Source organism: Weizmannia sp. FSL K6-0777 (assembly GCF_038593185.1).
GTDB classification, from domain to species: Bacteria; Bacillota; Bacilli; order Bacillales; family Bacillaceae_C; genus Weizmannia; species Weizmannia faecalis.
The window spans coordinates 1,670,130-1,692,719 of the sequence record NZ_CP151971.1 but is presented as its reverse complement, the minus strand read 5'-3'; the positions used below and the strand labels follow the sequence as shown (position 1 = coordinate 1,692,719).

The following is a 22,590-nucleotide window of genomic DNA, read 5'->3' as shown; positions in this document are numbered from 1 at the left end:
AAAGTTATTTGAAAGAAGCATAGCCGTCATCAAGCATGACAACACTTCCGTTAATGACATCTGCTTCTTCAAGCGTTAATAGATAAACCGCATTTGCAATGGCTTCAGGACGGATCAGTTTTTTGCGCATTTGCTGTTCTGTCATTTTTTGTGTCATTCCGGCATCTTTATATGCCTGTATAATCGGCGTATCCACACTGCCCGGTGCAATGCCGACGACGCGAATACCGTATTGTGCTAGTTCAAGCGCAGCATTTTGGGTCATCATCCGGACTGCGCCTTTTGCAACCTGATATGGGAAAGTACCGAAGCTGGCCAAATATCCGAATACGGAAGCCGTGTTGATAATAACGCCTTTGACATCCAGCTCGCGCATTTTTCTGCCAGCGGCAATGATTCCATATGCAACGCCGTGCTGATTGACATCAATGACACGCAAGTAATCTTCTATTTTCAAACTCAGGATATGCCCGAGCGTTCCGATTCCGGCGTTGTTGAACATCACATCAATCGTCCCGTATATTTCAACCGCCTGATTGACAAGTGATTCAACCTCTTCGAATTTGGAAACATCCGTCTTGGCAAAAACAGCATCTCCGCCTTCTTGTTTGATCAATTCCACCGTTTCAAGCCCTTTTTCTTCATCAATATCGGCAACCACAACGGAATCGCCTTTACGTGCAAAAGTTAAACTGGTTTCCCGGCCAATCCCGCTGCCGGCGCCTGTAATCACTGCAACTTTGCCTGACATGATGCATACCTCCTGATGGATATATTCTTAGAAAAAGTAAGCGTTTACTTTTCTTTACAATTTTTAGTGTATCACCGCAAGAAAAGGTTTACAATAAAAGGAAAGAACAGTTCGAAAAATCGACTTATATCAATAGACAGGTTTAAAACCATCAAAAAAGGATAAACACTTGCAGTTATTTTAAAGAAAAAACAGGCGAAAAATGAAACCGATGAGGAATGCTCATTCATGCACAAATATAGGAAAATCAGCCAGAAGAAGAATTTTAAGGCAAAAGAATGTGCAGGGATTGCAAATAAAAGAACAAACCAAGATTAGATGACTCAATGAAAGCATGTGCGAAAATGCAACAACGCTGCGTGATGGAATAAATCTGGAACGATCAATGAAACGCATACCGGACAAACCGAAATCCTGATGAGATGGAAAGATGCAATAAAGATTGTGTTTCACGGAAAAAATGTTTCTGTCTCAATGTTTTAAGTAATCTTCTTTTTTGAGACAAAATTTCGTTTTACTCCTCAACTAGCTATAATATATATTATGTTAACTAGATAAAAATCATCACATTGCGGAGTTGCCCGGCCACTCCTTTTCCCTTGTACCCAGAGATTATCTTTGGCCAGAATCGTTTTCACCTAAAAAATCCGCTGTATAATGCAGCGGATTTTTTAGATCAAGCCTGAATATACGATTTTCCGGTTTTTACCGATGCCATTGTATTTTGGATCGATTTTGCCGATTCGTGCAGCCAGGATGTTTCCTGTTCATCGAGTTCAATTTCAAGCTGTTGTTCGATTCCGTTACGGCCGATGACACTTGGTATGCTTAAAGCGACATCACCATTATATCCGTACTGACCATGCAAAGTGGCGGAAACTGGATAAATGCTTTTTTCATCCAGCATCACGGCTTTTGCCAATGTCACTGCAGCTTCAGCGACACCGGCATTGGTCCACCCTTTCCCATTCAGGACATCAAAAGCGGTTTTCACCACCTTTTGTCTGAAAGCTTCCCTGTCCAACGGTTCTTTTCCCTTAAACACGCTGTCCAGTTCTTTTTCACGGAATCCCTGTACATTTAAACGGCTAAAAACCGGAAATGAGGTAAACCCGTGCTCGCCCATCATATAACCCGTTACACTTTTCGGATCAATGCTGTAATTTTCGGCAACAATCTGGCGGAGGCGGGCCGAATCAAGCATGGTGCCTGTTCCGAATATCCGCCCTTTCGGATAGCCAAATTCATTTTCAGCAATATAGACAATCGTATCAAGCGGATTTGTAATGAAAATGATGACAGCTTCTTTTGTATATTTCGTAATCCCTGCCATGACTTCCCGCACCACGGCGGCATTCGTCCTGGCAAGCCCTGCCCGGTCCGGCATTTCGTCTTTTTCCGACGGAAGCACGCTTGGCCCTGCTGCACAAATAATGACGTCCGCATCGGCGCATTCCGAGTAATCCCCTGCTTTCACGCTTGTGTTTGGCATATATGTAAGTGCCGTGGCATGTCTCCAATCGAGCGCTTCCCCAAATGCGACCCCTTTCTTTTTATCCAATACAGCAATTTCCGAAAAAAGGCCCAGTTTCATCGCATTTGCAAGCACATACGAACCGACATGCCCAACGCCTGCAACTACTAATTTTGTCTTTTTCACAGTTGTCTTCCCTCCTTGTTTTCTTTATTTTAACATTTAAAATCATACTATTGCAGTGAAAATTTCGTAAACCGGAAAAACGGCGCAAAAAAAGCTGCCCGGTCCGCAGTACGGCAGGCAGCTAGCTTCATGATTATTTTTTAAAAATGGTTGAAATCACTTTATCGTAACTCATCGTGCTGTCCACGACATAAGTACCAGGGCGAAGATGATTCTCAACACCCTTCTTTTCGACATCTTTACTGAATTGAAATGCATCATCCACGATATTAGCTTTCTCAAGCAATTTGCCGACATCAATGCTCGTCATCCCATCCGTCACCTGGAACACAACCCGGTTGACGGTTTTGGTTTTCGCGGATTTTTCAGCGGATGACTTCGCATCAGCCAGATCTTTGTCATATGCAGCCTTGGTTTGAACGACATATCCTGCATGCTCTAGTTTGTCTTTCATCTGGCTGTTGGAGAGTTTTGCAGTTTCAGCCGTATTTGTTTTTTTCACCGTATTGTCCGCTGCTTTGCCTGTTTCGGAAAAATAAACGGCGCCTGTTACAGCCGTGGCGAGCAAAATCCCTGCGGCAAAGCTGCTCAATTTATTCATTCCCACCGGCAACCTTGCTCCTTTCGTTTTGCGCCGCCATAAACGGGGCCAGAATTTCCTCAATTTCCGCTTTTGTCACTTGTTTTTTTTCTGCAATGCTTTCAATAGAGTAGTTGCGTTTATATAAATCCAGCACTTCAAGCCTGAACTGTTTATCAAAGGCAGAAAGCTGGATGCCGGCTTCTTTTTCAAGAATGTCCATTTCCAGTTCAAGCGTCCGGATGCCGTCTTTCAGATGATTGATTTCATCCATGAGTGCCAAATGCACCGTTTCCAATTCCTGCTGTTCCTCTTTCGCACGGTTCCGCGTTTTAAAGATGGACATGATCAGCAACACAACGGATACCGCAAATAAAATTACCAATGTCCAGACCATCAAATATGTACCCCTCCTTCAAAAATCTTCTTCCTGTACCCTATTATTATACATGTCCAGCCTTTTATTTTCGATAAAAAACAAGAATTTATGACAAAAGTTGCACAAAAAAAACACCAACCGGACCAGCGGCTGGTGTACTGTTCTTTAATAATACGGTGCCATCATCAAGTAAACGATCACGCCGGTGATGCTGACATAAAGCCAGATTGGCATCGCCCAACGGACAATTTTTTTGTGCTTTTTCACCTGCATTGTCCATCCCCACACAAGTGCGAACAAAGCAAGCGGAACAATAATGGCCGCGAGAAAACTGTGGGTAATCAAGATAAAGAAATAGATGAACCGGATTGCCCCTTCCCCGCCATATCTTGCCGTTTCAGGCGAAAGATAATGGAATGTCAAATAAGAAAGCAAAAACAAAAACGTTGACGCAAAAGCGGCCAGTACAAATCCTCTATGCACATTGATATTTTTCCGTTTAATGGCGATGAGCGCGCAGACGAGAAAAATAAACGTAAAGCTGTTAAAAACGGCGTTCATCCTCGGCAAAATATAAATATCAAATCCTACTTTACCCTTGTAACCGATGTTCGTAAAAAAGAGCAGCAAAATGATAATATTTGCGATAAGGGAAACGGTGATAATCAGCGCCGTAAAATTTTTATCACTTTTCGGTTGGTAAGAAGGACTGTTCCCTTTATTCATGTTTTCATGCACCCCGCATTTTATATTCTGTAATCATATGCTTTCATGATAGCATGAAGATTGGTAGACAAACAACAATAGCGAAGTTTTTCACATTCATTTTTATTTGTGGTAAAGTAAAAGTGAAAAATTATACATACTGGAGCGAAATGATGGGACACTATGAAGCACTTTTTTTAGATGTAGACGGAACGATTTTGACACCGGAAGATACGATCCAGCCTTCAACAAAAAAGGCCGTGGTCAAAGCAAAAAAGCACGGCATGGAAGTCTTCCTGGCAACCGGGAGGCCGCTTCATGAAATTTCGTGGCTGATGGACGAACTGGAAATCGAATCCGCGATCGGCTATAACGGCACACTTGCTGTCTATAGAGGAAAAAACCTTTTTAAAACGGTAATGGACCCTAAAATTGTCGATAAATTTATTGGCATTGCCGAAAAGCACGGACATGAAGTCGTTTTGTATACGGACCGGCAAAACTTTATCACTTCTTTTGATGTGCCTGAAGTGAAAAGTTTTATAAAAAAAATCCACCTTCGCCAAAACGCCCCTTTTACACCGGCAGTACTTGATCAAGTATTGGGCATTACGCTTGTGAATGTCCGGGGAAACGGCGCCGCATTGTATGCAGATTTGCCCGGCCTGCATTTATCCCAGGTCAACATTGATGGATTCAGGCATTGTTACGACGTTATTCTTGATAAAGTGAATAAAGGCATGGCTGTAGCCAAAACCCTGGATATCCTCGGCATTCCAAAAGAAAAAGCCGTTGCGTTTGGGGACGGCATGAACGATAAAGAAATGCTGGAGGCAGTCGGCGAAAGTTTTGCGATGGCAAACAGCAACCCCGGACTGTTTGCTTATGCAAAACACCGGACGACAAGCGTTACCGAATCCGGTATTTACCATGGTTTGGAAATGCTCGGGGTGATCGATCAAGCATAAGGGGGAGCGTCCGTTTTAGCAGTGAAAAATGAATAAAAAGAGCCGGCAACCCCGGCTTCTTTTATGAAAAATTATCTTGAAGCGCTTTTCGCAAGAGCTGCTCGCACCGTTCCAAGTCAGCCTTGACAAGTTTTTTGTACGCTTTTGCTTTTTCCATGTCTTTGATTTTGTATACAACAACCTCTTTTCTTTTTGCCCCGTCCGGTTTTACTTTTATTTTGGTCAAAATTTGCTCCTCATCTTCCAGTTCATGAAGCGCCCGGTAGATTTCGGAATGCTGCGGTTCGAAACCGAGCGGCTTAAATTCTTTTTTCAATTCATCCAAAAGCTGCAGCCCGTACCACCGTCCGTTTTCAATATTGGTGATAATATAAAGTTTTAAAAAGGCGCGCTGTTTGATTAAAAAGCCGGTACTCTCCCTTTGCCGTTTTTCCGCCATGCTACTCACCCCTTTTTCTTCCATTATAGTAAAATGTACCGGCAGCACACAAAAAATAACACTCGAACGTATGTTATTTTAGTTGTAGGTTTTTTGTTTTTTTATTGTGTTTTTAGCACATTGTGTAATTTTTATGAAATCTGCTCTGAAACCCTTTCATTTCTATAAAATGGAGTCGCGTTTTATATCAACCGTGCATCCGGCTAAGCCGGCAAAAGAATGGTAAAAATTCGTTCATTTTTATCGTGCAAACATTTGGTCAAAAGTTATTTATCTTTTAGCACATAGTGTTATTAAACCAAATTAAACAAAAAAATACCGGCGCATTGCCGGCATTACGCTTTTCCCAAACGGCACGGGCGCCCTTTCTCAAAATGGGTATTTTTTGCTGCCGTGCTGTTTGCCTTACACCCCGGAAATTTGTTTTCGCAAAACGTGTTTTAAAACTTTCCCGCTCGCATTTCGTGGAAGCGTCTGTAAAAATTCAATTTCGGCCGGCCATTTATATTTTGCAAGTTTTCCCGAACAATAGGCAAACACTTTTTCTTCTGTCAATGTTTCGCCTTTTTTCACGACAATATAGGCTTTTGGCACTTCCCCGTATATTTCATGCGGAATTCCGACTACTGCCGCTTCCAAAATTTCCGGCATTTCATACAGCACTTCCTCTACTTCCACCGGATAAACATTTTCGCCTCCACGTATTAACATATCTTTTTTACGGTCAACTAAATACAGAAAGCCGGCTTCATCGAAATAGCCCAAATCTCCGCTGTAAAGCCAACCGTTTTGCAATACCCTCCGCGTTTCTTCTTCATTTTTCAAATATCCTTTCATGACTTGCGGCCCTTTAACGATGATTTCGCCTACTTCCCCGGCGGGAACAGGTGAACCGCCCGCATCTACCACTTGAATTTCCGTTTGCGGCAATGCTTGGCCAACCGAACCTGCCTTTTCCATAGCAAAACGGTCAGTTAATGTTGAAGCTGCCGGCGCATTTTCGGTCTGGCCGTATAAATTTTGTACTTTTACTGTCGGAAAACGCGTTTTTAACTGGCGCACACGTTCATACGGCATCGGAGACGCACCATAACAGAACAATCGCAAATAAGACAGGTCAACTTCAGCCATTTTCGGCGTATTGAGAAGGATACTGTACATTGCCGGCACCCCGAAGAAAACAGTAACTTTTTCTTTTTCCATTGTTTCAAGCGTTTTCTCAGGGGAAAATTGTTCTTCTATGATCATGGTGCCACCACGGTAGATGGCCGGAATGCTAAAGACATGGCATGCCGCGCAATGGAATAATGGGGTGACAATATGCACACGGTCTTCCCTGCTTAAATCCATTGCCTCAGCCCAGATTTGTGCCGCTGCCCGGACATTTGCGGCAGACAGCATGACGCCTTTTGGCCTGCCGGTTGTGCCGGATGTATAAAAAATCACAGCAGTATCATCTGCCTCTATTTGGGGAGGCATAAAAGCATCCGTATTTTCTCCGGCAATAGCCCGGAATGTGTCTTCCCCGCCGACCATCAGGCGGTCTTGGAATTGATGAAACTCGCGCGGAATTTCATGCAATATATGGAGCAGACGGGTATCATAGATGAGGGCTTTTGCTTCTGAGTGATGAAAAATATACTGCACTTCGGGTGGTGCAAATTTTGTATTGACAGGCATGGCTGTGAAACCGCCCAGTTGGCAGGCATAATAGGCAATGAGCAGCACATCGGAATTATGAAGAAAAAGGGCAATAATGTCTCCCTTTTTGTACCCCTTTTTTTGGAAAAAGCCGGCGACATTTATCGCCTCCCGGTAAAATTGAGCATAAGTCATTTTCTTTCCCCGGTAAGACGTAATGATATGGTCCGGTTGATGAATGGCATGCCATTTGAGCTGTTGCCCAACAAACATTTTTACTCCTCCTGTTCGAAAAACCCGGTTTTTCCGTTTGCCGCAGTAAAGCGCCGGCTGCGGTGATACGCTCCTTTCCCCAGCCGGAAACAACATGTTTTTTAATCCAATCTTTCAATGATCGTCGCGTTTGCCATACCGTAACCTTCGCACATCGTTTGCAAGCCGTAACGACCGTTTGTTCGTTCCAGCTCGTGTATTAGCGTTGTCATGAGCCGCGCCCCGCTTGCGCCAAGCGGATGGCCAAGCGCAATCGCACCGCCGTTCGGGTTCAGTTTTTCCGGACTGGCGCCGGTTTCTAAAAGCCAGGCAAGCGGTACGGAAGCAAATGCCTCGTTCACTTCAAATACATCGATGTCATCAATCGAAAGCCCCGCCTGACATAACACTTTTTCCGTAGCCGGGATCACCCCTGTCAGCATCAGTGTCGGATCAGACCCAACAACGGTCCGGGCGAGAATTCGGAACCGCGGCTTCAGGCCAAGTGCCTCTGCTTTTGTGCGGGACATGATTAAAACGGCAGCTGCCCCGTCGCTAATCTGGCTCGCATTACCTGCCGTGATACGCCCGTCTTCCTGAAAAGCCGGTTTCAGCGCGGACAATTTCTGAATCGATGTATCTGAACGCGGGCCTTCATCTTTCACAACTGTCACGGTCTTGCCATCAGGCTGTTCCGCTTCAACCGGCATGATCTCCCTGTCAAAACGCCCTTCTTTTTGCGCCTGCAATGCACGCCTGTGGCTTTTAAGCGCATAGTGGTCCATCTTTTCACGGCTAATGCCCCACTTTTCCGCAATCAAGTCTGCGGACAGCCCCTGATGGATCATGTTGTATTTTGCAGTGAGCAACTTGCTGAATGCGGCGCCGTTCCTGTTGGAGCCGATCGGAACGCGCGACATGCTCTCAACCCCGCCTGCAATCACCACATCCATATCGCCGGAGAGAACCGCCTGAGCTGCAAAATGCACCGCCTGCTGACTGGATCCGCACTGGCGGTCAATGGTAACGCCGGGCACTTCAATCGGAAATCCTGCGATCAACGTTGCCTGCCGCGCAATATCAGACGCCTGTTCCCCGACCTGGGAAACACAGCCCATGATCACATCTTCCACCATATCCGGAGATATCCCCGCCCGTTCGACCACTTCCTGTAAAACTTTCGCCGCCAGCTCTTCTGCCCGGATCCCGCTTAATAATCCATTCCGCTTTCCAACGGGTGTCCGAACCGCTTCTATAATGACCGCTTCCCGCATCCGCATTCCCCTCACCATAAAAATATTCCATTCATCTTATACCCTGCGTTTTTAAACTGCGATTCCGCTTGTAAACCCGTATTTCCTGTCTTAGTCTCGCATTTGCACGGGACTCTTTTGAAAATGGTGCCCGGCCCGGACTGTTTTTATCGACCCGTTAAGCAACCGGCCCAATCCGCCTTGCGCGTGCGATTTTGAGATGTTTCCCGTGCCTGCCTGCCAGGCGGATTTTTCCATCATCAGCTTCACATTACTTCGGCTGCATCCGGATCGCACCGTCAAGTCGGATCGTTTCCCCGTTCAGCATCGGATTCAAGACAATACTTTGGACAAGCTGCGCATACTCTGCCGGCCGTCCGAGACGGGGAGGAAACGGTGTCATCTTGCCAAGCGCATCCCTTGCTTTTTCTGGCAAAGAAGCGAAAAGCGGCGTTTCAAATACACCCGGTGCAATCGTGACAACACGAATGCCAAGGCTGGCAAGATCCCTGGCAACCGGAAGCGTCATCCCGACAATGCCGCCTTTTGACGCGCTGTAGGCTGCCTGCCCGATCTGCCCTTCAAAAGCGGCAACCGAGGCTGTATTAATGATCACTCCTCTTTCCCCTTCTTCGTTCGGGCTGTTCTGTGCCATTTTTTCAGCGGTAAGCCGGATCACATTAAACGTGCCAATCAGATTCACCTCAATCACTTTCCGAAAAGAGGCAAGATCATGTACGCCGCTTTTGCCGTATGTTTTTTTCGCCGCTCCGATGCCGGCACAATTTACCAGTATGTTAACGCTTTCAATTTGTTCTAGCGCATCTTGAACACTTTTCTCATCCGTTACATCCGTTTTGAAAAAACGAACCCGCCCTTTTAGTTCCTGCTCCAATTTTGCTCCTTTTTCCTGTTGAAGGTCAAAAACAACCGCCTTCGCGCCCGTTTCCACCAATTTCCTTACCGTTGCTTCCCCGAGCCCTGATGCCCCGCCGGTTACAATGGCTGTGCTGTTTTCCAGATTCATTTGACTAAACCCCTCTCCCATGAAGATCTGTTCCGTATCTAAAATTCTAAATGTTTGTATTTTCACTGTCAACCGAAAAAAAACCGCTCAAAAAGCGGTTTTAATGTTCCAGCAAAAGGTTGACGGGAACGCTCATCTTTTTATCCGGATGATCAAGGGTATGCACCGTTGCTGTTTCTTCCTGCCGGTCAACATGCTCGATGTAAATCCTTTCCCCGTTCAAAGTGACCGTCACCATTTCTGGCACATTCATAATTTCCTGCGCACGTCTTGCATCCATACCAAAACCTCCGTTTCTTTTTACAATTAAAGTATGGATAGGGGAGTGTGAAACTATACCGGTATTTAAACATCCACCCCTTCCTGTTAAAATAAAACAAAGAACAGAAACGGAGATGATGGAGATGAAGTCTTTTAAAATCGTACTTGGCGATATTACAAAAGTCAAAACGGATGCCATCGTAAATGCGGCGAATACAACACTGCTCGGCGGCGGTGGTGTGGACGGGGCCATCCATAGAGCAGCAGGGCCCGAGCTCCTTGAGGAATGCCGGAAATTGAACGGATGCCCGACCGGCGAAGCAAAAATGACGAAAGGATACCGGCTGCCGGCAAAATACGTCATTCATACGCCCGGCCCCGTCTGGCAGGGAGGCGGCCATCATGAAGCCGAATTATTGGAAAACAGTTACCAAAACAGCCTGCGCCTCGCTGAATCGAAAGGACTGCGAACGGTTGCTTTTCCTTCCATCAGCACCGGTGTATACCATTTCCCGCTGGATGCGGCTGCCCGGATCGCTGTCCGCACCATTTGTACATTCCTTGAAACTTCCGACTCGGTGCAGGAAGTGTGGATGGTGTGTTTTGACGAGCGGACAAAACAAGCGTACGAAAAAGCAGCAACAGAATGGAAAAGCATTTCATATGATAGCGAAAAATCGGGCAATAAAGTGACAATCCTGGTAAATTGAGGTTTCGCACAGCATGCCGGCTTTTTTGCCCGGGCCGGTACGTGCTGGAAAACCGGGAAGCAGAGACATTTTTACAGATGTTTCGCAGCTGCCGCCGTTTTTCCACATCCATGCCGCTTCACCGGGAAACTTACTTTGTCCTCCCGCTGGATCCCCGGGCCCGGGGTCTTCTGTTTTAGGAATCTGCAGCAGCTTCCAATTCGGAAAGGTTCTTGTATTTTCTGGCCCGGTCGATCTTGCTTTTTCGAATATGAAACTGTTTAACAGCGTATTGCCGCATTATATCCGGCTCGAATACAATCTGCGATTCAAAATTTGACTGTTCCCGTTGTAAAACCGCCAGTCCGACAAGGTATTCGACAACGCCGTAAGCATGCATCCACAACTCATCCATATAGTCATGGAACAATTTAAACCTTTCCTCATTTCCAACTACAAGCCGCTGTATCGTATAAATGCCAAACTGGATATGCCTGCCTTCATCCATATTTAAATAATCAATGCCCTGTAAAATGCCCGGGAACAAGCCGGCTTTTTTATAAATCTGCCTGAACGAATAATAACCGGATTCCGCAAGCACGCCTTCCACAATCATATTGTAAACCGTCGCCGCACGGATGACCGCTTCAGGCGAATCGTCTGTATACAGGCGCTCCATTGCTTCGGGCAGCGCTTCGTAAAAAATCCGCTTGTAGCTGTCATTATGGTAGGCCGATAAATCAAGATCGCCGACGCCCACTGCCTGCTGCCAGCGCGAAAACATTTCCGTATGTTTGGCTTCATCGTGCAAAAAGGTAGTCAAAAACATCGTGTCTTCAAGCCGGCCCTGTCTTGCCATCGCATGGAGCATCGGCAAAATATCGAGCGTAACCGCTTCTTCCCCGGCTGAAAAAGAGGAAATAAGCGGTAACGATGCTATCCTCTCTTCCTCCCTTAATTGGAGAAAATCTTCCCGGTCTTGGCTGAAATCAATGTCAGCCGGATTCCACCCGCCGTTCCGCTTTGCTTTTTCATAAAGCTTATACATCGGGTCATTCCAGTTGATTTGACCCTCAACGGTTTGAAAACGTTCATGCGCCATCTTTTCATCTCCTTGTCAGGTGCGCCATGCCGGAACGGTCCTGTCGTGCCTCTAACCGGCAGGCATGGTGCTCGGTTTATCAGCTTCCGCCAAAAAATCCGGTCAACTTCTGTGCCGGCACACCCAAGCGAGCGGGAATCCCTTGCCACACCAGGGTTTCCCTTTTTCAAAACGGATCCCAGGAGCGGTGTTGTAAAGGGCTTTCGCTTCTTTTGTTTCCATCAGGAAGCGTTATATGCTGACAAAACGTCCTGCAACCGCAAAGCCAGCCCCATATCCCCTTTCAGCCGGAGTTTGCCGGTTAAAAAAGCCGTCGTGCCGTTCATTTTGCCTTGCACCAGTTTTTTAAAGTCAGCGGATGACATGGAGAGCGTACAATTCGGATCCTCCGCTTCCCCCGCCCCAGCGTAACTGCCTTCCGGACGCATAACGACATGGTAAGTCCCTTCTTCTTCCCCACTTAAATTAAACTGGTATACCGCGTTCATTCCTTGTGACCGGGAAGGATCTTTCTTTAAGGCAGCATCAATTGTTTGAAAAATTTCGTCAACGGTTTCCATGCGGTTCCTCCTTGTTGTAAAAGTGGCTTTCACAACTAATTATATATTCCGAACCTTTCAAGGCCAATTCCTATATATGTAGGGAAATCGGAAGCCCGGTTTTCTGCTTGCCCTATATTTATCGCCCGTCTAAAGCCATACCTTCTGCGCAAACTTGAACAACCGGTTTTTGGTTTACCGGCTGCACGTCTTTTCCTTCGGCGCAAAAAAATCATCTGCCTCTTAAGCTGAAGCAGATGCGAGCTGATCAGGGCAAAAAATATAAAATTTGTCCATTCACCAGTCGGCTCGATATTTTTCCGGCAAATTCCAGATAAAGACATCTTGTAATTGTTGCCATAAACGGAGCGAAAAATTGCTTTATTGCCATATCCCCATAAGTATCCCGGCAGATTTGCGCCGCTGTTTTCTCTCCTTCTTGAAGCGACATGACAATTTGCTTGAGTCTATGCTCATGGCGCATCCGGATGCTCTCCGCCCGCGCCTTTACATCCTCAATTAGCCCGCCGTGCCCCGGAAGCGCCACTTTGACAGGCAGGTCTTTAATCCGGTCAAGCGAATCAAAATAATCCCCAAGCGGGTTTTTGTCGTTCTCAGACCAGGCGGCAACAATGGGGGACAAGTCTTTTAACACATGGTCTCCGAGCACCAGAATTTGCTTTTTGCGATTGTAAAAACAAAAATGGTCCGGCGCATGGCCAGGCGTCCGGATCGCTTCGTAAGGATCATCACCGAGCAGAACCTGTTCGCCATTTTTAAAAAGGCCGTCCGGTTCAAAATCATATTTCGGGATCTCCCGTGCAAAATTCCGTTTCGGCAAAGTCGGCCCGCCATGCTTTTGCAAAACCGCTTCGTATTTATCATGTGAAACGGCAAAACGGGCCTTTGTTTCCTGCATGGTCTGAAAGCTTAAATCGGACATGAAAACAGGTACACTGTATTTTTCTTTCAGCCATTTCGCAAGCCCGAGATGGTCGGGATGCGAATGTGTCAGCACAATTTTTTCAATGGGAAAAACCGATGCCAGCACTTTGTTCCATGTTTCCTTCGCCGTTTCATGGAAGTCCCCGGTATCCACAATCGTGTACCCTTTTTTTCCTTTAAAAAGATAGCAATTGACCTCCCGCATGCCGAATGGAAAACGGACGACCAGTTTCCATACATTTTCCGCCACTTTCGTGAAGTCGCATGAATCCTTTTTCTCTGTAAAACTTGCCAAATCCATCCCCTCCTACCATAAGCATAACTTTTCGGAGGAACTGGGGCAAACTTTTTCACTTTTTTTAATCGTATGCATGATGCCGCCAATCAGGCAGATGGTGCCATAAGTACCTGCCTTTTTGGGCTGGGCTCAACTGTCCCGCAAAATCACCTGTTCGATCGGTTCTTTTGCAAATTCAATGCCGTTTTCGCGGAACAGCCGGACGATCACATGGCGCATTTCATTTTCAATCTCATCTTTCTGGTTGCCCGGCAAAAGCGGGATCTCTACAAGAAAATCAAAGCTATGGTTCCGCAACCGGATCAACTTTACAGACGCTATCGTATCCGGTGCGAGACCATGATCTGCTTCTTTTACTGTTTCAAAAGCCTCGTGCAATAGCTTTTCCACCTTTTTTGTATCCATTTCGGAACTGACGCTGACCTGAATAGAAGCAGAAGGCTTTTCCGTCGTCCGGTTTTTAATGACCTGTTCAATAAAATATTGATTTGGAACAATCAGCGTACCGCTTTTATCGAGCCGGACCGTTGTAGAGCGGAGATTGATTTTCTCCACTCTGCCGGTTTCCTCATTGATTTCAACCGTTTCACCGACTTCAATCGGGCGTTCAAATAAAATGATGATCCCGGATACGAAGTTTGCCGCGATGTTGCGCATGCCAAAGCCGAGCCCGATCCCGATTACGCTTAAAACCGCCCCAAGTGCAGACAGGTCAAGGCCGACCGTTGTAAAGCTGATACAAAGTGCAGCAATCATGACGGTATAATAAATGAGGCGGTTAAACGTATACCCGAGTCCTCGGTCAACGTGATAATGGTCATAAACGGTTGAAAGCACATATTTTGTCAGAAGCTTCACAAGCCTGTGCGCGAGCGTGACAATCATTAAAGCAACAATCAGCAAAAACGGCGTGACATCGAGCCCGCCTTTGGAATAAAGCGGGTAAAACAACCACCTGTTATCGGAGAAATCAAACAGGAAGATCAAAAGTACACCGTATAAACAAGCCCAGTTTGTAATTGAATAAACCGCTGGCTCGACCGTTTTTTGCAGCCGGCGGTTCCTTTTTGCAAGCACGGATACCGTCCACTTCAACAGCTTGCCGGCAACAAGCAAAACGACCGTATCAAGCGCAAAACGAAAAAGATGAATGTCCGAGAATTCTTTCCATACTGTATCCAACAACATAACCACCCGGTTCCAAGATGATATTTTTTCTATACCCTGAAACCGGGCATTCAATCGTTACAAGCCGTATTTCCGCAGTTTTCTGTAAAATGTGCTGCGCGGAATATCCAGCATTTTCGCCGCTGCCGCCGCATTTCCTTTCGTATGTTTCAAAGCTTCCAGTATCATATCGCGCTCAATCGCTTCCCGCGGGTTCAGCGTCGTGACCTGTTTTTCCATGCCGTTAAGCCCGGTCTCTCCGGAAACATATTCGTCCACATACCGTTCCGCTTCTTCTTCACCGGCCACAGCAAGCAGTCGGACGTTTTCAATCACATTCATCAGTTCACGGATATTGCCGGGCCAATGATAATCCTGCATTTTCTTCATAACCGCCGGCGGGATTTCGACGTCTTGATTTTTCTTTCTGCTGATATACTGAATCAAAGCAGGCAAGTCTTCTTTTCTTTCGCGCAAAGCAGGAAGGCGGACGGGAAAAACATACAGGCGGTAAAACAAATCTTCACGGAACTTCCCTTCTTTGACGAGCTTCGGTAAATCCTTGTGGGTCGCGGCAATAATCCGGACGTCCACACTTACTTCTTTTGCAGAACCGACCGGCACGACTTTTCTTTCCTGCAGGACGCGGAGCAACGCCGTTTGCATGGCAGACGGCAGCTCGGCCACTTCGTCAAGAAATAAGGTGCCGCCATGGGCCTGCTCGAATTTTCCTTTATGGCCACCCCGTTTTGCGCCGGTAAAAGCCCCGTCGGCATAACCGAAAAACTCGCTTTCCATTAATTCTTTCGGCACAGCCCCGCAATTGACGGCAATAAACGGGCCGTTTTTCCGGCTGCTGTTTTCATGGATGGCTCGTGCGACCAGCTCCTTTCCAGTTCCGGTCTCACCCGTGATAAAACAAGTGGTATCGGAAAGGGAAGCAATCCGGGCTTTGCGCAACGTTTCCTGAAAACTTCTACTTATACCGGTGACGCCACGGAAGACGAACTTTTCTTTTTGAAGAAGGGTGCCGGAAAGATTTTTATTTTCAGACAAAAAGAAACAGGTGCCGATTTTTTCCCGGCTGGAAGGCAATGGAATGGATTGGTTCACAATGGTATCCGTTTGGGAGGTCATTTCTTCAATCGTTCTACCAAAATAATCCGGCATTTTCTTCCGAAGCGGCCGGCTTGCCGCAACGGCTTTTCCTTCTTCATCCGTAATGACGAGTAACCGGTCCCCGTACTGGTCCGAAAGTTCAACAGCTTTTTGGATGAAACGTTCATGCCGGCTTTTTGCCATGCGTACGATTTCCTGCTCTACTGTATAAGCCAGCGATGAAACCATGGCGAGCATGAAAGGGTGGGATTCGGTATATGGACATGTTAAGTCCATGACGCCAACAAGATTCCTTTGGCTGTCGTAAACCGGCGCGGCTGCACAGCTCCACTGGTGGGAGGCAACCGAAAAATGCTCAGGGCCGTTCACCATCACGGCTTCCCCTGTCTCAAGCGTAGTGCCGATCGCATTCGTGCCGACCCGCTCTTCCGTCCAGCAAACCCCTTCGACAAAATTAATTTTTTGCGCTTCAAAAATGGTTTTCCGGTTTCCTGATACGGACAGCACATGCCCGCAAGGATCAATCAGGAGCGCCATCATGCCGGCTTCCTGAAACACAGGCTCCATCTTTTTCACATGGCGTTCGGCAATATTTAAAAAATCTTTATGCCTTTCCCGGTGTGCCAATAGTTTTTCAACAGGCAGGATATGCTGCCCTTTCCGCAAATACGGGTTCACATCCCGTTTTTTACAGCGGTACCACGATTCAGCGATTCGGTTGTTGATTCTCTCGGGATCCAATGTCCCTTCCTGCACAAACTTTTTCCACGTATTCCAATAACATACAGCCATCTTTCATCCCTCCGACTCATCATAGAAAATTGCGCATCAGGAAGAAAGTCGTGATGTTCTTTTCTATTATAATCGAATACGGAAAGCGTTTTCAATATGTAGACAGGGCTTATGAATATTCCCGGCAGTCTGAGAGACTGCCGGGAATGATTATACGTGCACCGGATGCCCCTGTGCATTTAAAACGGCTTCATGGATGGCTTCTGAGACGGTCGGATGAGCGGCAATCAAGCGCTCAAGCAGATCAGCCGTCATTTCCCCGTTCAGCATCAATACCCCCTGCCCGACCAGTTCTGTTGCATGCGGGCCGCAAATGGACAAGCCGACCACCTCTTCGTATTCCGGCTCGATGATGACTTTCACTTTCCCAACCTGTTCCCCGCTGATCATCGCTTTTCCGTTTGCCGAAAACGGAAATTCGCCGATCCGAACAGCGCCGTACATTTCTTTCGCCTGCTTTTCGGTGAGGCCGGTGCCGGCAATTTCCGGAAACGTATAAATGCAGCGGGGAACGGCTTTGTAATCCGCACTTGCCTCCATTCCGCATGCATTGAGCGCCGCCACTTTTCCTTCATGAAAAGCGACATGTGCAAGTTGGATGCCGCCAATACAATCGCCGCAGGCATAAATATGGGGGATGTTCGTCTGCATCTTTTCATTGACTTTTATGCCCGATTTTTCATACGCCACCCCGGCATTTTCGAGGCCGATCCCGTTGACAGACGGTTTCCGGCCGATTGAAACAAGCACGTATTCCCCGTAAATCTCGCGCGTTTCCCCTTCCTGCTCAATCAGCGCGCATTTCTTATCACGGTCCAGTTTTTTTACGGCAGCAGATGTATAAATGTCCACCCCGTCTTTTTCAAGCTGCTCTTTTAAAATATTCGCGATATCTGCATCTTCCCCCGGCAAAATATGTGGGGCCATCTCTATGATCGACACTTTTGTCCCAAGCCGGCTGTAAATGCTCGCAAACTCGCAACCGATTACCCCACCGCCGACAATCACGAGCGATGGAGGCAGGCCGGGAAGAGACATGGCCTGCGTGCTGTCGATGATCCAGTTGCCATCAAACGGCGCAAACGGGAGGGAACTCGGTTCAGACCCTGTTGCGATGATGAACTGGTCCGCTTTTATTTCAACCGTGCCGTTTGCTGTTTCTGCAAGAACAACATGGGGTGACTGGAATGCCGCTTTTCCCTGCACGATTTTGATTTTGTTTTTCTTCATTAAGTATTGAATGCCTTGCACGAGCCGGGAAACGATCGCATTTTTCCTTTCAAGCAGGGCAGGCCAGTCAATGGACACCGCTTCCTTGTTCACCCGGATCCCGAATTTGTCCGCTTCCCGAATGTCCCGGTAGCGCCCTGCACTTTCCAAAAGTGTCTTGGTCGGCATGCACCCTTCATTTAAGCATGTGCCGCCGAGTGTCGCCTGTTCAAATAAAATGACATCCGCACCCTGCTGTGCTGCTGTAATGGCAGCGACGTAGCCCGCAGGCCCGCCGCCTAAAATCCCGATGGTTTCCATCCTGATCCCTTCTTTCCTACAAAAGCATCGTAACCGGTTCTTCCAAATATTGCTTGACCGTTTGCAGGAAGGCCGCTGCCGGCGCCCCGTCGAGCACGCGGTGGTCAAACGTCAGGCTGAGCGGCAGCCGGCTCCGTTTTTCAATTTTGTCCCCGATAAAAACAGCTTCATCCGAAACGACACCGACACCCAATATTCCGGCTTCCGGCGGGTTCAAAATGGGCGTAAAAAATTCGACGCCGCTTGCACCCAGGCTTGAAATGGTAAAAGTGGATCCTTGCATCTCATCTGCCGGCAGTTTTCCGGATCTTGCTGCCGCTGTTTTTTCTTTGATTTCTTTTGCCAAGTCGATCAGCGATTTGCTGTCGGCGTTGCGGATGACCGGGACAATCAGCCCTTTTTCAACCGCCGTTGCGATGCCCAAATGGATTTCCGGGTAAGTGACAATTGTGTTATCCATAAACGCACTGTTCATTTCCGGATGGTTTTCGAGGGCAAGGATGGCAGCTCTTGCTATAAAATCCGTGATCGTCAGTTTGCTGTCGTACCGTTTTGTGATTGTCTCTTTCACTTGCGTTTTTAGCGCCAATAGTTCCGTGACATCCGCTTTCATCGTGATCGTCAGCTGTGCAGCCGATTGCAGGCTGGCATGCATGCGTTCTGCGATCACTTTGCGCATGCCGGATACCGGTGTGTGCTTCGGTTCTTTTCCTGCCGGCGCCTGGATGAGGCTGTCCTGTTTGCGGCTTTCTTTCTTTGACGCAATTGCCTGTTCCACATCTTCTTTTGTAATCCTGCCCCCTGGCCCGGTCCCTTTTATATCTTCCGGTTTGATGCCTGCTGCTTCCGCCATTTTCCGCGCGACCGGGGAAATTTTCACGCGCACTTTCCCCGGTTTTTTCGGGAGCGGTGCGGGACGGGCCGCCTTTATTTCTTCTTTTTGTCCTTTTTCTTCCTGCACCGGGGCTGCTGTTGCCGCCACTTCTTCATCCGGGTTTCCAATATAGCAAATCACCGTTCCCGGCGGTACGCCCTTTCCTTCCGGCACATTGATTTTTAATACATTGCCGTCCGCAGGGGACTCGATTTCCATCTCTATTTTTTCCGAACTGATGCTAGCGATCGGGTCGCCTTTTTTAACGGCTTCTCCTTCTGTTTTATTCCACTGTGAAACGGTTCCTTCTTTCATCGCCATCCCAAGTTTGGGCATAATAACTTCAACCGGCATGCCAACCACTCCTTTCTATCTGTCTGTTATTGCCCGACCGGTTCCCCCAACAGCTCTGATACCGCCTGCACAATTTTCCCGGCGGACGGCAAATACAAATCTTCAAGCGGCGGCGAGAACGGAACCGGCGTGTGCGGTGCCGTGATCCGTTTGATCGGGGCATCCAGATCATCAAACCCTTTATCGGCAACAAGTGCCGCAATATCGGTTGCCACATTGCACCGCGGGTTCGCTTCATCGACCACAATGAGCCGGTTTGTTTTTGCGACCGACTGGAGAATCGTCCCTTCATCAAGCGGCGATAAACTGCGCGGGTCAATCACTTCCGCTTCGATGCCGTCTTTGGCAAGCCGTTCTGCCGCTTCAAGCGCCGTCTGCACCTGTTTGCCAACTGCAACAATGGTGATGTCGCTTCCTTCACGTTTCCTGTCCGCCTTACCGAGCGGAATCGTATAGTAATCTTCGGGCACTTCCCCTTTTATGTTGTAAAGCGTTTTATCTTCAAAAAAGATAACCGGGTCATTGTCTTCGATCGCAGCCAAAAGCAGCCCTTTCGCATCATATGGCGTTGACGGCACGACGACTTTTAAGCCCGGTATCGACGTAAACAGCGCATACAGGCTTTGCGAGTGCTGGGCCGCCGCCCGGAAACCGGCGCCGTGCATCGTCCGGACCGTCACCGGCACTTGCGCCTTGCCGCCGAACATGTACCGGAATTTCGCGCCCTGGTTGAGCACTTCGTCCAGACAGCTGCCGATAAAATCGTTGAACATGAGCTCTGCAATCGGCCGCAATCCTGTTGAAGCAGCAGCCATCGCAGCCCCCATATAGCCCGCTTCCGTAATCGGCGTATCCAAAATCCGCCCGCGGCCGAATTCCTGGACAAGGCCTTTCGTCACGCCAAGCACGCCACCCCATGCTTCTTCATCCTGCAGGTGATCAACTTCCGCACCGCCGGCAACATCTTCCCCCATCAAAATTACATTTTCATCTCTTCTCATCGCCAGTTTCATCGCTTCGTTAATGGCCTGCGAAAAAGAAATTTGTCTTCCCATTGGAAAGGCCTCCTTTTTTCATAGATTAGTAGGATACATAGACATCTTTCAAAAGTTCGGAAGGGTCCGGATACGGGCTTTCTTCGCTGAATTTCACAGCTTCTTCGATCTCCTGTTCCACTTTTTGTTCCAGGCTGTTGATGTCTGCTTCGCTGAACAAGTTTTGTTCAAGCACAAATTTTTTAAATTGGACGATCGCATCTTTTTCATTCAGCTGTTTCGCCTTTTCTGCTTCTGCTTTATAAGTTTGGGCATCCCCTTCAAAATGCCCGTAGTTTCGGTACGTCACGCATTCAATCAGCGACGGGCCTTCCCCGTTGCGGGCGCGTTCCACCGCTTCTTTTGCCGCCTGGTACACGGCGACGATATCTTTCCCGTCGACACGAACACCCGGAATGTCGTAGGCAACGGCACGGTCGGCAATCGTTTTACAGCTTGACGCATAATGGAATGGCGTCGCTTCCCCATAGCCGTTATTTTCCGCCACAAAAATGACCGGAAGCTTCCATACGGCTGCCAAGTTGATGCCTTCGTGAAACGTACCGTGGTTATTCGCGCCGTCCCCAAAGAAGCAAACGCTTACATTACTCGTCTTTTTAACTTTCGCCGTCAATGCTGCGCCGCATGCCAGCGGGAACCCGCCGCCGACAATCCCGTTTGCACCGAGCATGCCTTTGTCGAGGTCGGCAATATGCATGGAACCGCCTTTTCCTTTGCACAGACCTGTCGCTTTCCCGTAGATTTCCGCCATCATCCCTTTTAAATCGCAGCCTTTCGCGATACAGTGGCCGTGGCCGCGGTGTGTGCTTGTGATCATATCCTGATCGTTCAGATGGGCGCAAACGCCGACTGCAACCGCTTCCTCACCGGCATATAAGTGGACGAAGCCCGGTAAAATGCCGGTCGCAAACACTTCATGCACTTTGTCTTCAAACTTGCGGATTTCAAACATTTTTTGCAACATCCACTGCGCTTTTTCCTTCGTTAACTGCAGTTCGCCCGCTTTTACTGTCTCCATTTATCCATCCTCCTTATCGTCGTCTTTCACTTGGTAAACAAGCAAAAAGCGTGCCAACTGAAAACCCCGCTTTCATCCTGCTTCGTCTGCCCGGCACATAAAAAAATGAGACAAACCGGGACAGCTGTCTCATTTTGTCTCATTTTTTCCCATATTTTCTTATCCGCTGATTTCTGACTTTTTCATTTTCCATGCAGCCGGTGCAACGGGTTTTCGTGACATCAGGCTGTGCAGCACCATACCGGCTGCAACTGTGATGATGCCGAACCAGGACAACAGCGATGGCGCCGCAACCGGTAAAATGGCCATCTCCCCGAACAGCGCAAACAGCACTTCCAATGACTGGGTCGCTTCCACAAGCGATAATTTTTGCATGTCGCCGCGGACAAGATCGGTTGCCCGGAAAAACAATACCGTGGCAATCACCCCGGAAAAGACCGCAACCACGCCTGATTGCACGATTTGGTTTCCGGACGGCGGGCCGGACGCCTTTAAACCGTACAATGACAGAATAAACCAAAAGGGCAGGCTGGCAAGTGTCATGCCGAGCACACGCTAGAATGTATCGAGCCGGCCTTCGCACAATTCCATCATTTTCCGGTTGCCCAAAGGATAAGCAAAAGTCGCCACAATGACGGGAAGGACACCTAGCATCATTTCCCGGAAGCTAATCCGGCCGGCCTGCTCAAGCTGCATCATCAAAACGCCGAGCAAAATCACAAGCGACCAGCGCAATCCGCGGAACGGGATGGGTTCCCGGATTTTCATCAGGCCCTCCGTCGTCTCCACCGTTTTAAAAAAGAACGGGGCAAGCAGTGAACCGGATAAAATCGTGATCTTCCAGGTGCCGGCCACGAGCCATCCGGGTGCATAGGCTGCCGAAAAACATAACGGCGCATAAAAAAGAACAAAACCGGTAAAGCTCCACAATAACCACCTGGCCGGATGCTTTTTCATTTCCGCCCATAAGGCTTGAAAATTTTTCCTGACAAGCACGATCACAAGCAAAAACGGAACCATCAAAATGTACCGGAGGGAGGCGCTCCAAATCCAGCTGCCGCCCGACAGTTCCATCGACCGGTTTAAAACAAATGTCACCGCGAAAAAGAAGGCGGCACATACCCCTAATAAGACCGGACGCAACATCTCCCACATCCTTTTTATAGCGTTTTGGAAATGAAAACCCGCATAC

At 47.9% G+C, this 22,590-nt stretch carries 21 protein-coding genes and 1 pseudogene; 2 read left to right on the top strand and 20 right to left on the bottom strand.

Annotated features, from left to right (window positions below; genetic code table 11):
* Window positions 1–4 precede the first annotated feature (4 nt).
* The 5 genes from NST70_RS07875 to NST70_RS07855 form a co-directional block, all read right to left on the bottom strand.
* Window positions 5–751: an SDR family oxidoreductase gene (locus tag NST70_RS07875; RefSeq protein WP_035189853.1), complete on the bottom strand. Its 747-nt coding sequence runs from the start codon at window positions 749–751 to the stop codon at window positions 5–7.
* A 676-nt stretch (window positions 752–1,427) separates the two neighbouring features.
* Window positions 1,428–2,411, bottom strand: coding sequence for an L-lactate dehydrogenase (locus NST70_RS07870; protein ID WP_251460303.1), 984 nt, complete (start codon window positions 2,409–2,411; stop codon window positions 1,428–1,430).
* A gap of 133 nt (window positions 2,412–2,544) precedes the next feature.
* The gene (locus NST70_RS07865; RefSeq protein WP_026683417.1) at window positions 2,545–3,012 is read right to left on the bottom strand and encodes an aminodeoxychorismate lyase; all 468 of its coding nucleotides are present in this window, start codon (window positions 3,010–3,012) and stop codon (window positions 2,545–2,547) included.
* Complete coding sequence (locus NST70_RS07860; RefSeq protein ID WP_260832605.1) at window positions 3,005–3,388, bottom strand: hypothetical protein; 384 nt, start codon at window positions 3,386–3,388, stop codon at window positions 3,005–3,007. Before NST70_RS07860 ends, NST70_RS07865 begins: the two co-directional genes overlap by 8 nt.
* Before the next feature lie 147 nt (window positions 3,389–3,535).
* On the bottom strand, window positions 3,536–4,096 hold the full coding sequence (locus NST70_RS07855; protein ID WP_014098288.1) for a DUF420 domain-containing protein: 561 nt from the start codon (window positions 4,094–4,096) through the stop codon (window positions 3,536–3,538).
* 152 nt (window positions 4,097–4,248) lie between these two features.
* Between NST70_RS07855 and NST70_RS07850 the strand changes: the two genes are divergently transcribed.
* Window positions 4,249–5,043: a Cof-type HAD-IIB family hydrolase gene (locus NST70_RS07850; RefSeq protein ID WP_014098289.1), complete on the top strand. Its 795-nt coding sequence runs from the start codon at window positions 4,249–4,251 to the stop codon at window positions 5,041–5,043.
* A gap of 61 nt (window positions 5,044–5,104) precedes the next feature.
* Here the strand turns inward: NST70_RS07850 and NST70_RS07845 are convergent, their stop codons facing one another.
* From NST70_RS07845 to NST70_RS07825, 5 genes are all read right to left on the bottom strand, one after another.
* Window positions 5,105–5,482, bottom strand: a complete 378-nt coding sequence (locus NST70_RS07845) for a helix-turn-helix transcriptional regulator (protein ID WP_014098290.1) — start codon at window positions 5,480–5,482, stop codon at window positions 5,105–5,107.
* 405 nt (window positions 5,483–5,887) lie between these two features.
* Entirely contained in the window at window positions 5,888–7,396 is a 1,509-nt protein-coding gene (locus NST70_RS07840; RefSeq protein WP_342476125.1) for a long-chain-fatty-acid--CoA ligase, read from the bottom strand.
* Between the two features lie 101 nt (window positions 7,397–7,497).
* Window positions 7,498–8,649: a thiolase family protein gene (locus tag NST70_RS07835; RefSeq protein WP_342476123.1), complete on the bottom strand. Its 1,152-nt coding sequence runs from the start codon at window positions 8,647–8,649 to the stop codon at window positions 7,498–7,500.
* A gap of 250 nt (window positions 8,650–8,899) precedes the next feature.
* A complete protein-coding gene (locus tag NST70_RS07830; RefSeq protein ID WP_026683418.1) occupies window positions 8,900–9,655 on the bottom strand; it encodes a 3-hydroxyacyl-CoA dehydrogenase in 756 nt (251 codons plus the stop codon).
* A 100-nt stretch (window positions 9,656–9,755) separates the two neighbouring features.
* Entirely contained in the window at window positions 9,756–9,935 is a 180-nt protein-coding gene (locus tag NST70_RS07825; RefSeq protein ID WP_014098294.1) for an H-type small acid-soluble spore protein, read from the bottom strand.
* 124 nt (window positions 9,936–10,059) lie between these two features.
* On the opposite strand from NST70_RS07825, the gene NST70_RS07820 reads away from it, so the two are divergent.
* Window positions 10,060–10,626 carry an O-acetyl-ADP-ribose deacetylase gene (locus NST70_RS07820; protein WP_014098295.1) on the top strand — a complete coding sequence of 189 codons (567 nt, stop codon included), beginning with the start codon at window positions 10,060–10,062 and terminating at the stop codon, window positions 10,624–10,626.
* Window positions 10,627–10,801: 175 nt separating this feature from the next.
* Here the strand turns inward: NST70_RS07820 and NST70_RS07815 are convergent, their stop codons facing one another.
* From NST70_RS07815 to NST70_RS07770, 10 genes and pseudogenes are all read right to left on the bottom strand, one after another.
* Complete coding sequence (locus tag NST70_RS07815; RefSeq protein ID WP_014098297.1) at window positions 10,802–11,707, bottom strand: R2-like ligand-binding oxidase; 906 nt, start codon at window positions 11,705–11,707, stop codon at window positions 10,802–10,804.
* Between the two features lie 221 nt (window positions 11,708–11,928).
* Window positions 11,929–12,267: an SCP2 sterol-binding domain-containing protein gene (locus NST70_RS07810; RefSeq protein ID WP_014098298.1), complete on the bottom strand. Its 339-nt coding sequence runs from the start codon at window positions 12,265–12,267 to the stop codon at window positions 11,929–11,931.
* A 247-nt stretch (window positions 12,268–12,514) separates the two neighbouring features.
* On the bottom strand, window positions 12,515–13,492 hold the full coding sequence (locus NST70_RS07805) for an MBL fold metallo-hydrolase (RefSeq protein WP_225620887.1): 978 nt from the start codon (window positions 13,490–13,492) through the stop codon (window positions 12,515–12,517).
* 126 nt (window positions 13,493–13,618) lie between these two features.
* On the bottom strand, window positions 13,619–14,677 hold the full coding sequence (locus tag NST70_RS07800; RefSeq protein ID WP_235601151.1) for a mechanosensitive ion channel domain-containing protein: 1,059 nt from the start codon (window positions 14,675–14,677) through the stop codon (window positions 13,619–13,621).
* Window positions 14,678–14,734: 57 nt separating this feature from the next.
* A complete protein-coding gene (locus tag NST70_RS07795; protein WP_014098301.1) occupies window positions 14,735–16,567 on the bottom strand; it encodes a sigma-54-dependent Fis family transcriptional regulator in 1,833 nt (610 codons plus the stop codon).
* Between the two features lie 150 nt (window positions 16,568–16,717).
* Window positions 16,718–18,097: a dihydrolipoyl dehydrogenase gene (gene lpdA, locus NST70_RS07790; RefSeq protein WP_014098302.1), complete on the bottom strand. Its 1,380-nt coding sequence runs from the start codon at window positions 18,095–18,097 to the stop codon at window positions 16,718–16,720.
* 16 nt (window positions 18,098–18,113) lie between these two features.
* Complete coding sequence (locus tag NST70_RS07785) at window positions 18,114–19,325, bottom strand: dihydrolipoamide acetyltransferase family protein (protein WP_014098303.1); 1,212 nt, start codon at window positions 19,323–19,325, stop codon at window positions 18,114–18,116.
* Window positions 19,326–19,351: 26 nt separating this feature from the next.
* Window positions 19,352–20,380: an alpha-ketoacid dehydrogenase subunit beta gene (locus NST70_RS07780; protein WP_014098304.1), complete on the bottom strand. Its 1,029-nt coding sequence runs from the start codon at window positions 20,378–20,380 to the stop codon at window positions 19,352–19,354.
* 25 nt (window positions 20,381–20,405) lie between these two features.
* Window positions 20,406–21,398, bottom strand: coding sequence for a thiamine pyrophosphate-dependent dehydrogenase E1 component subunit alpha (locus tag NST70_RS07775; RefSeq protein ID WP_014098305.1), 993 nt, complete (start codon window positions 21,396–21,398; stop codon window positions 20,406–20,408).
* Window positions 21,399–21,557: 159 nt separating this feature from the next.
* A pseudogene (locus NST70_RS07770) lies at window positions 21,558–22,544 on the bottom strand (multidrug resistance efflux transporter family protein).
* Window positions 22,545–22,590: the final 46 nt, after the last annotated feature.

What these genes read in the sequence shown, in the direction of transcription:
- NST70_RS07875 (WP_035189853.1), bottom strand. Translation starts at nt 751, where the DNA reads ATGTCAGGCAAAGTTGCAGTGATTACAGGCGCCGGCAGCGGGATTGGC.
- NST70_RS07865 (WP_026683417.1), bottom strand. Translation starts at nt 3,012, where the DNA reads ATGAATAAATTGAGCAGCTTTGCCGCAGGGATTTTGCTCGCCACGGCT.
- NST70_RS07860 (WP_260832605.1), bottom strand. Translation starts at nt 3,388, where the DNA reads ATGGTCTGGACATTGGTAATTTTATTTGCGGTATCCGTTGTGTTGCTG.
- NST70_RS07855 (WP_014098288.1), bottom strand. Translation starts at nt 4,096, where the DNA reads ATGAATAAAGGGAACAGTCCTTCTTACCAACCGAAAAGTGATAAAAAT.
- NST70_RS07850 (WP_014098289.1), top strand. Translation starts at nt 4,249, where the DNA reads ATGGGACACTATGAAGCACTTTTTTTAGATGTAGACGGAACGATTTTG.
- NST70_RS07845 (WP_014098290.1), bottom strand. Translation starts at nt 5,482, where the DNA reads ATGGCGGAAAAACGGCAAAGGGAGAGTACCGGCTTTTTAATCAAACAG.
- NST70_RS07840 (WP_342476125.1), bottom strand. Translation starts at nt 7,396, where the DNA reads ATGTTTGTTGGGCAACAGCTCAAATGGCATGCCATTCATCAACCGGAC.
- NST70_RS07835 (WP_342476123.1), bottom strand. Translation starts at nt 8,649, where the DNA reads ATGCGGGAAGCGGTCATTATAGAAGCGGTTCGGACACCCGTTGGAAAG.
- NST70_RS07830 (WP_026683418.1), bottom strand. Translation starts at nt 9,655, where the DNA reads ATGAATCTGGAAAACAGCACAGCCATTGTAACCGGCGGGGCATCAGGG.
- NST70_RS07825 (WP_014098294.1), bottom strand. Translation starts at nt 9,935, where the DNA reads ATGGATGCAAGACGTGCGCAGGAAATTATGAATGTGCCAGAAATGGTG.
- NST70_RS07820 (WP_014098295.1), top strand. Translation starts at nt 10,060, where the DNA reads ATGAAGTCTTTTAAAATCGTACTTGGCGATATTACAAAAGTCAAAACG.
- NST70_RS07815 (WP_014098297.1), bottom strand. Translation starts at nt 11,707, where the DNA reads ATGGCGCATGAACGTTTTCAAACCGTTGAGGGTCAAATCAACTGGAAT.
- NST70_RS07810 (WP_014098298.1), bottom strand. Translation starts at nt 12,267, where the DNA reads ATGGAAACCGTTGACGAAATTTTTCAAACAATTGATGCTGCCTTAAAG.
- NST70_RS07805 (WP_225620887.1), bottom strand. Translation starts at nt 13,492, where the DNA reads ATGGATTTGGCAAGTTTTACAGAGAAAAAGGATTCATGCGACTTCACG.
- NST70_RS07800 (WP_235601151.1), bottom strand. Translation starts at nt 14,677, where the DNA reads ATGTTGTTGGATACAGTATGGAAAGAATTCTCGGACATTCATCTTTTT.
- NST70_RS07795 (WP_014098301.1), bottom strand. Translation starts at nt 16,567, where the DNA reads ATGGCTGTATGTTATTGGAATACGTGGAAAAAGTTTGTGCAGGAAGGG.
- lpdA (WP_014098302.1), bottom strand. Translation starts at nt 18,097, where the DNA reads ATGGAAACCATCGGGATTTTAGGCGGCGGGCCTGCGGGCTACGTCGCT.
- NST70_RS07785 (WP_014098303.1), bottom strand. Translation starts at nt 19,325, where the DNA reads ATGCCGGTTGAAGTTATTATGCCCAAACTTGGGATGGCGATGAAAGAA.
- NST70_RS07780 (WP_014098304.1), bottom strand. Translation starts at nt 20,380, where the DNA reads ATGGGAAGACAAATTTCTTTTTCGCAGGCCATTAACGAAGCGATGAAA.
- NST70_RS07775 (WP_014098305.1), bottom strand. Translation starts at nt 21,398, where the DNA reads ATGGAGACAGTAAAAGCGGGCGAACTGCAGTTAACGAAGGAAAAAGCG.